This is a genomic window from Nostoc sp. CMAA1605, from assembly GCF_021596505.1.
Lineage (GTDB): Bacteria > Cyanobacteriota > Cyanobacteriia > Cyanobacteriales > Nostocaceae > Trichormus.
On record NZ_PJIZ01000156.1, the window covers coordinates 1 to 8,969 of the forward strand.

At 38.4% G+C, this 8,969-nt stretch carries 4 protein-coding genes and 1 pseudogene; 2 read left to right on the forward strand and 3 right to left on the reverse strand.

What is annotated here, in order from left to right; translation table 11 throughout:
- Both CV014_RS28810 and CV014_RS28815 read right to left on the reverse strand, forming a co-directional pair.
- Positions 1 to 1,599, reverse strand: a pseudogene (locus tag CV014_RS28810) (beta-phosphoglucomutase); the annotation flags it as partial.
- Between the two features lie 179 nt (positions 1,600 to 1,778).
- Positions 1,779 to 4,193, reverse strand: coding sequence for a sucrose synthase (locus tag CV014_RS28815; protein WP_236145146.1), 2,415 nt, complete (start codon positions 4,191 to 4,193; stop codon positions 1,779 to 1,781).
- Between the two features lie 681 nt (positions 4,194 to 4,874).
- On the opposite strand from CV014_RS28815, the gene CV014_RS28820 reads away from it, so the two are divergent.
- Complete coding sequence (locus CV014_RS28820; protein WP_236145147.1) at positions 4,875 to 5,114, forward strand: HetP family heterocyst commitment protein; 240 nt, start codon at positions 4,875 to 4,877, stop codon at positions 5,112 to 5,114.
- Between the two features lie 443 nt (positions 5,115 to 5,557).
- On the opposite strand, the gene CV014_RS28825 is transcribed toward CV014_RS28820, so the two are convergent.
- Positions 5,558 to 5,896 (reverse strand): antibiotic biosynthesis monooxygenase, encoded by a 339-nt coding sequence (locus tag CV014_RS28825; RefSeq protein WP_236145148.1) that lies wholly within the window; start codon positions 5,894 to 5,896, stop codon positions 5,558 to 5,560.
- Between the two features lie 1,094 nt (positions 5,897 to 6,990).
- Here CV014_RS28825 and CV014_RS28830 point away from each other — a divergent pair.
- Positions 6,991 to 8,969 (forward strand): PAS domain S-box protein (locus tag CV014_RS28830; RefSeq protein WP_236145149.1); only part of this gene is annotated, 1,979 nt, incomplete at its 3' end.

Here is an 8,969-nt window from a genome sequence, read left to right on the forward strand (position 1 = left end):
AATAGGTGGCAATTTCTGGGGGAATTTGTAACTTAGTGGTAAGTTGGGTGGCTGTTTCGGGGAATTTTTGCTGCAACCAAGCCAAGACTTTAAGGCTTGTTCTAAATGCCATTGCACCATACGGTTAGTAAAGGTGTTGTTATGCACGAATTCATGATATTCATCTGCACCGATGACACCCCGAATCTCATATCTATTATCTTGGGAGTTAAATTCCACCCGACTACCCCAAAAAATAGCCGTATCTAAAATGATCTCTGCGCCATAGTCGCGCATCCATTGATCATCACCTGTGGCTTGCCAATAATGATAAACAGCATAGGCGATATCTGCACTGTTGTGAATTTCGCGATCGCGACACCATATTCGCACATCTTCACCATAATAATTATTCGGTAGCGACCATCTGGGGGTAACTTCATCCCCTGTATCCGCACTTTCCCACGGATACATTGCACCTTTGAAGCCGTAATGCGATGCTTTGCGTCTTGCGCCTGCTATGGTGTGGTAGCGGTAAGTCAGTAAATTTCGGGCGACTTCTGGATGGGTGTAAGTAAAAAATGGCAAGATAAAAATTTCTGTATCCCAAAAGATATGTCCCCGATAACCGAATCCTGAGAGGGTTTTGGCGGGAATACTCACTTGCTCATCATCATGTGGGGCGGCTATGATTAGCTGAAAGATATTGTAGCGGACAGCAAAAGCAGCTTGACTATCACCTTCAATGACGATATCGCTAGTTTGCCAGATTTGCTCCCAAGCTTGCTGATTATCTTGAAATAATGTGGTGTAATCAGCGATGTCTGCTAGTTTAGCTTGGGCGGTGGTCACTGGTGTTGCTGTTTCCCGTGAGGTAAACACTGTCACAATGTTTTCTACTGTCACGGTTTGTTGGGATGTGGCTAAAAAAGTCGTGCTGATGTTGGGATAACCAGGGACAGTATTAACCTGCATAACAGCTTCTGTTCCCGATATAGTCATTTTCGCCGCCATCGCGATTTCAATGCGGGTGCTGCGGGTGCGACTTTGTAACCAAATCCCTTGGTTGCTTTTACCTTGGTCTATCCCTTCCCAGTGATTAAAACCTTGGTTTTCTGCATAACCATTAATACTAGCTTGAAATTCCACTAAAGCCTCACCATCATAGGATGTGAAATGACAGCGTTGTCCCAAAATATGCACATCAGCCAGAGATGCGAAGCGTTCAAAGTGGATATCAATAATTTTATTTTTCGGACTGCGCCAACGCACCCAACGACTTAAAAGACCATGACGCAAATTAAGTTGTCGTTTATATGATAAGATTTCCCCTTGATCAAGACGAAAGCGATCGCCATCAATTGTGACTACTAAAGGTAGCCAATTAGGACAATTAGCTAATTCTGTATAAACAACCGGCACATCATCATAAACACCATGAATAAATGTAGCGGGTAGACTACGACTATAACCTTCTTCAAAACTACCCCTTGTGCCTAAATATCCATTACCAATAGTAAAAATAGTTTCCCTAGAGTTAATTTGCTCAGGTTGAAACTGAGTCTCAATTAAACTCCAATCTTCGTAGATAAAATCACTAGAGGTCTGTTGTTGGTTCATGGGATTGGGGGAGAAGTAATGAGTGCTGAGTGCTGAGTGCTGTTAGCGGTAGCGCGGCGTTTAGCCGGTGCTGAGTGCTGAGTGCTGAGTGCTGAGTGCTGAGTAATGAGTAATGAGTAATAAGTAATAAGTAATGACTATTGACTGTTGACTGTTGACTAATGACTATTGACTATTGACTAATGACTAATATGCTTTGCTAAAATCTTTTCGGCTCTGGGTTTATAAATTAAATGGAATAACGTTTCCATGTAACGTACTCTGGCTTCTGTGTTTTCTGGGGCGACGAAGTTCCAAAAACTATAGATTTTAGCTAGTGACAGTAATTGATTTGTGTGTAGTTCCCAGTTATATTTATGGTGAATTCTTTTACTTACCCACTCGGAGATTTCTTCCCAGTATTCAGGATGGCGATCGCACTCTTCTAGAAATGTCACAATTTTCTTCGCTGTTCCTGATAAATCTGTAGGGTTGATATGAAAACCGTTGCCATAATCCTCAATAATTTCTAAAGCCCCACCAAACTTAGTCGCAAAGGTTGGTAAACCGGAGATCATGGCTTCTAAAATGCTGCGTCCAAAGGCTTCAAATCGGGCGAAATGTACATAAATTCCCCCTAAATCGGCTACTACTCGGTAGGCTTCTCCCACTTCATAGTTAGGTAAACGCATCCCCACCCATCGAATTTTATTGTCGAGGTTATATTGCTTAATTAAGTCCTGTAATTTTTGAATTTCTGTTGCTTCTGTTGGGTTGGCAGCTTCAGAAATATGTAATTTACTAGTAATAATAATTAAATTACAATGCTCTTGTAATTCTGGACTTTGAGCAAAACATTCTACTAATCCAGTCAGGTTTTTAATCGATGTAATTGGTGCGACAGCTAAAATAGGACGCTTTTGTGCAGCATCTAATTTACCTAGAATCTGATGGCTTTCTGTAGAAAAAATTAAGTCTGATATTTTCTTAGTTAAATTGCTGTCTCGTTGGTCTTTTTGACTGTAGTGGAAAAATATTTGTTCGTTGACTCCTGGCGGAATTAGGTTAAATTTCGGATTAAATAAATCTATGCCATCAACTACATGATATAAATGCGGCATGGTAAAGCATTTATATGATTCGTATTGTCCTATACTATCTGGTGTGCCGACAATTTCTTGGTAAGATGATGTTATGATAAAATCTGCCGCATTCATGGTGATTAAATCGGCAGTAAATTGAGCAGAAAAATGATATTCTTCTTCAAATTCTTGCCAGTAAAGATTACTAAATAAATACTTCGGTTTTTCTAAAGAGTGGGCAATATTACCATGGGTAACTTTTAAAATGCGCGCCAGTAAAAAAGCAACTAAGTTACCATCTGTGTAATTACCAATGATTAAATTAGGATTGTCTTGAAATTGGTTGATAATTGCTGGTGCTGCATCTTCAGCAAAGGTTTCTAAATAAGGCCAAATATCAGATTTTGGTATCCAATTGTTAGTAATCTCTGGATTAAATTCCCTAAAGGGAACACGTAATATCCAAGCGTTTTCTGTACCATCTACTTTTTCTAAGCGCAGGTTACAAAATGTCCCTTCACAATGAGGAATTAAGCGGGTGAGAATAATGACATGAGGTCGAATTCCGAGAATATCCAAACCGGCGAGTTGAATTTCTGACTGGAGTTTGTTTTCTAAATTCCGTGCTTGTTCCAATACATAAATGACTTGTCCCAAGGTTTCATCTCTTCCCATCACATCTGCTTGTGCTACCCAGCCATGAACAGAAACAAGAACTACACGAAATATCGCCGGAACACGAGAGACAAATGCTTCTAAAATCGCCGGTTGTGGTGCTTCGATGAGTCTTTCTAAGAGGGTGAATGTTTCTAGTGTGCGGGAAGCTGTGTTTCCCCACCCTGGTGCAAAACCGAGTTTTTGCAAGTCTGGATGAAAATTGCTGTAGGGTGCTTCCGGTGGTTGCTGACTGAGAAACTGAATAGCTTGGCGAATTTGTTTGGCTAGTTGAATACCGGAGGTGATGCGATCGCTCAGTAATAAGCGAGTACCATTATATTGCAGGGCTTGCAGAGCTAAATAAATCAGTTCAAACCAATATAGAGGATCAGTTTCTAGTTGACTGCATAGATAATGATTGAGAAAAGCTAGACCTTGTCCAATGTTTCGAGGATCACTGATGCTAGGGGAATTTTGATAAAAGGCTTTGAGGTCGATTTCTAAGATGTGGGGGTCATAGGCATTGACTAAGCGATCGCTCACATCTAATAATGCTACAGGTGACATCAGCTCAAACTTAGTAAAATCTGACTTTAGTCGCCAAACCTCTTGGCTAGCAATTTTTGGACGCACCACAAACCAAATTCCTTCCTCCTCCAGAATGATTTCGTGGGTGCAGTGAATTAACTTCGCCACAGAGGAAGAATAATAAAAGTATGTCGGTTTTTGGAATTGCTTACAGTGTTGAGCAAAAGTTTGTAAAATTTCGTTTCTGAGAAAGTAACGCCTATCTAACGCCGAAAGTGCAATTATCAACTGACGCAGCGTAGTTGATTCTTCGTTATTAGCCAAAATCGCTTGATGTAGTTCATACATGATAAATTCCAACACCCTGTGATGGCTAGTAGTTAGAGGTATTGTCCTCACTACAAACTGATGGAGAGGTACATTGCATTGATATATCTAGGGTAAAACTGTTTTCATGGTCGTTACTTCTAGCTTGGGTATGAAACGACTCATGGCAATTTTGGATTTGGGATTTTGGATTAAAGACCTAGATTTATAGACTATTCCAGCATATCGAAACAATACTACCTATCCAATTTGGTATCAACTCTTGCTAAGTGATAAATGTAGATAAGTGTGACGATTTGTCATACTTGCGAGAAAAAATGCCAACTTGGCTTAATTTACAGCAAAATAACTAGTATTCTGTATTTTAGTTGACTGTTTTGTTGTCACTTTACTGATGTCATCATAAGATTTTACATTAACAACAGGTTATAAATCTGGTAAAAGTCTATGCAAAACCTATGTCTCGTCTAAATATTCAAACAATTTTAGATTTGGGATTTGTAGGGGCGGTTTATGAGAGACATTCACGTTAGAAAAACAGATATTTTTTCAAACCTGTCCTTACTTTAGATTCAATTCTATTATCCAAAATTTCAAATCTAAAGTTCGCAGTATCAAACTATCATATGTACTAAGAACATAATCAACCAGGGATGATTAGTTGGTAAATCTCTATTTACATCAATTACATGAGAGACAGCTATGAAATACCAAATCAATTCTTCCGAAACCAGTTTTCATCGTGCCATAACTAATGAACAATTACATCAAATTATTGAAGCCATTACTAATGGTAGATATTCCTGGGCTTGTGTCTTAATCTTGCGTTTTGTAGGTCATAATCCACTACATTTTATTCCTCAAAGGACTTACAGTCGTTTAATGAAAGAAAATCGCCAAACACCTAATATCAGTGTAGAGAACAGTAGCGATATCCAATAATATCAATTTTGGATTAAAAGCCTAGATTCATATAGGAATCCGATTTGATTTCCGTTGGCGTAGCCTGCGCTAGCGCATAAAAATTTCAGTATGTGTAGTATGTGTAGGGTGTGTCAGGCGTAAGCCGTGACGCACCGAGAACTTGGCGGTAGATGTTGTACTCTCGCTGCTAACACATCCTATGTACTACTTTAGTTCTCTCTACGAGACGCTGCGCGAACAAAAAAGGACTAAAGTCCTTACTACAAACTGAATACTAGTATTTTTACATTGCTTAACATAGTTTGGTTGTTTCTGGTTGTTCTACTTATTCCAGAATCTCGAAACAATATTACTTATCCCAGTTGGGGATCAAGTAATAAAAGTATACTTATCTTCTCGGAAATTAATAGTTATGGGAGGTACGTTTTAACTTTGCGTACCTCCCTGAAATCAGTAGGTAGTTAGTCTACTTTATCCTCTTTTTCTGCTGGCTTCATCTCGCATACTAGTTCATACGTAGTTGTTTGTGGCGGGTGAGCAAATAATGGCATCATCTGTTTTAAGATATGCTGATAAGCTTCATTTTGATTAGCAGTCATATCTTCTACACTTTCCCAAAAAATTACGGATATACCTTTATCTGTACCTGGTTCTTGTAGTAGATAGGCTGCTTTGAAACCATCATTGTAGGTTGATACAGCTTCTTCATACAATTTTTTCGCAGCCTCAAATTTACCTGGTTTGAATTCTCCAACCACTACCTGTGCAAACTGATGTCTGAGAAAATCTTGAAAATCCATATAGGTTATTACTCCTAATCCATTTCGTTTTATACTCTATAGTTCATCGGAATACTCATCAAGAGAATTAATATTAATCTATATTTTTAGAATTATCTCAATATATAGGAATTCGCTTTGATTCCTGAAATTATTTGCGTATTAAGGGAACAGGAAATAAGGATTTTATACAATACGGTTCGGTTAACGTCATTGCTTCGCTCGCAATGACTGCAAATATTTTTGCTCATTTACTTAACAACTTCCCTTTTATCTTTAACATAACCGTATCGGGACTTTATATGTATATATGGTTTTCCCAAAATCCCATAATATTCCTTATAGATACTAAAATTTCAGGCTGAGATATTTTCTCTTGACTTTTTTATCTGATGACAACTCATATAAAAAATGTGCATTAAATTAGTAATTCGTCTGAAATTATAACCATGAGCTATCATTAATTGTTAGGTTTCAACTTTTGCTAGTTGAGATTATTTACTTACTGATTTATCCTCCCGTGGCTAGATATTGCTTATGGTAAATTATCAATTCTAATCATTTGTATCTTTGATTGTGTTTGGCTAGCTTGGAGATGGAGTAGTAATTGTAGAATAATCATCAGGAATTAAACCGTAATTCATTCGCTAGTTGTGATTAACACTTATTAACGAAAGTGAAAATTAACACTTAAAAACCAGAGATTTCTGATGTCACAATCTATATAAACCTTAATTTATAGAGATTCCAGTAACTATGAATATAGAGTAAAAATATACATGGTGCTGTGAGCGATCGCCCAATATTCAAAAAATTATATTTTATGAATCAAAACTTAACTAGACTAATTCAAGCATGAAATAGGATAATTGCCTTAAATATCAAAACTGATCCAGTTTACAATTTAACAATAAAACGGCTGTTAGGTGTCACTAGACAAGAACAACAAGTTCAAAATCTATATTCAATTGATTTGGGACATAAAATCGGCTGACTGCTCCGAGTAATCGTGATATGGAAGTGCTATACAGCAGGTAACTTGATGCTCACTCAAGTTACTAACTGAGAGTCCCTATTTATGACATTAACTCACTCATTCGGCAGTCCATAAAATCATGACAACTGACGAATTAACTATGCAATTCGACGAACAGCTCATTGATTTAACTCATCTATATCATGCTCTTAATCGTTATCCCTTAACGATTAAGCCCCATGACAGCCTAGTTGATGCGATCGGCATGATGTATCAAACAAGAGCTAAAGAATTACCCTCGAATAATTTACACCCAGTATGTAAATCTCGCAATAGGTATTTACTAAACAATAGTTGTGTTTTAGTTGTAGAAGCACAAAAAGTCTTAGGAATCTTGACAGAACAAGATATAGTCAGGCTAACAGCATCAAGAATAGATTTTTCTCAAGTCACAGTCAATCAAGTCATGACACAACCAGTCATCACGATGAAACTGTCAGACTTGCAAGATGTGATGAAAGTCTTTTCACTGATGCACAAGTATCAAGTTCGTCATTTACCGATTGTGGACGATGAGGAACGCTTAATAGGAATTGTTACAGCTACCAGTTTACTAGAAGTTTTACACCAGTTACCTTTAGTGGGTATTGTGGCAGCTTTACAACAATCATCACCAGCCTTAGATTATCCAATTACTAAGCCAAAAAATTCATCAACAGAAATTACGGAATTGTATAATTCTCTGGAATTATGGCAAGAAGACTTTAGTGATTGTCGCATTGTGCAGCAAACAATCAGACAGAGTGAAACACTCTATCGTCAAATCATCGAAGGACAGTCTGATGTAATTTTGCGGGTTGATTTGTCAGCAAGGATTAAATTTGCTAACCACGCAGCTTGTGAAATTTTTGGGAAAAAATTGACGGATTTTGTTGATTTATCCATATTTGATTTATTTCCTCCCCATGAATTATCTCAAGCGAGACAAAACTTTATTCACTTACAGTCTCCACCTTACGACTTAACTCTCAAAGAGCAAGCTGTAATAACGGTTAAGGGTATGCGTTGGTTTGAGTGGAAGATTACAGGAATTCAAAATGAAATCGGCGAAGTGATTCAATTTCAAGGAGTAGGAAGGGATATTACAGAACGCAAGCTCATGGAAGAAGCCTTGCGCGCTAGTGAAGAGAAATTTCGCTACTTTGCTGAAAATACCCACGCGCTTTTTTGGATGGCTGATATGGGATCAGAAGAAAATCTCTACGTCAATCCAGCTTACGAAAAAATTTGGGGACGCTCCTGTGAGAGTTTACGACAAAACCCGTCATCTTGGTTAGACGCACTACATCCAGAAGACCGCGATCGCGTCCTTGATAAAATAGCAAGACAAAAACGCGGGGAACCCGTCAATGAAGAGTATCGTATTTTGCGACCCGACGGCACAGTACGTTGGATTTGGGATCGGGGTTTTCCGATTTGCGATGCTCAAGGCACAATATACACCTATGGAGGTGTCGCCGAAGACATTACAGAACGCAAGCAAACAGAAGATTCCCTGCGCCAGAGCGAAGAAAGATTGAGTTTAGCTCTCAAATCTGCGGGAATGGGCATATTTGACTGGAATCTCTTGACAAACGCTACCTTGTGGTCAGCCAATATGGGTTTGCTGTATGGTTTACCCCAAGATACTATCTGTCCTAACCCAGAAGAATTTTTAAACTTACTTCATCCCGAAGACCGCATACCATTTAGAGAAGCAGTCCACAATAGTATTAAACATCGGCAAGAATTTATCAGCGAATATCGCGTAATTTGGCCTGATGGTAGCATCCACTGGTTAAGTAGTAAAGGTTACACCTACTGTAACGAAACGGGTAAGCCTATCAGAATGATTGGTACAACCAGAGACATCAGTGAACGCAAACAAGCAGAACAAAAAATTCATGAACAAGCAGCCTTACTTGACATTACTACCGATGCAATTTTTGTTCAAGATTTAAATAGTCACATCCTATATTGGAATCAAGGTGCAGAACGTCTGTATGGCTGGTCTGCATCAGAAGTTTTAGGTAAATCAAATCAAGATTTACTCTATCCAGACCATTCATTACCACTCTA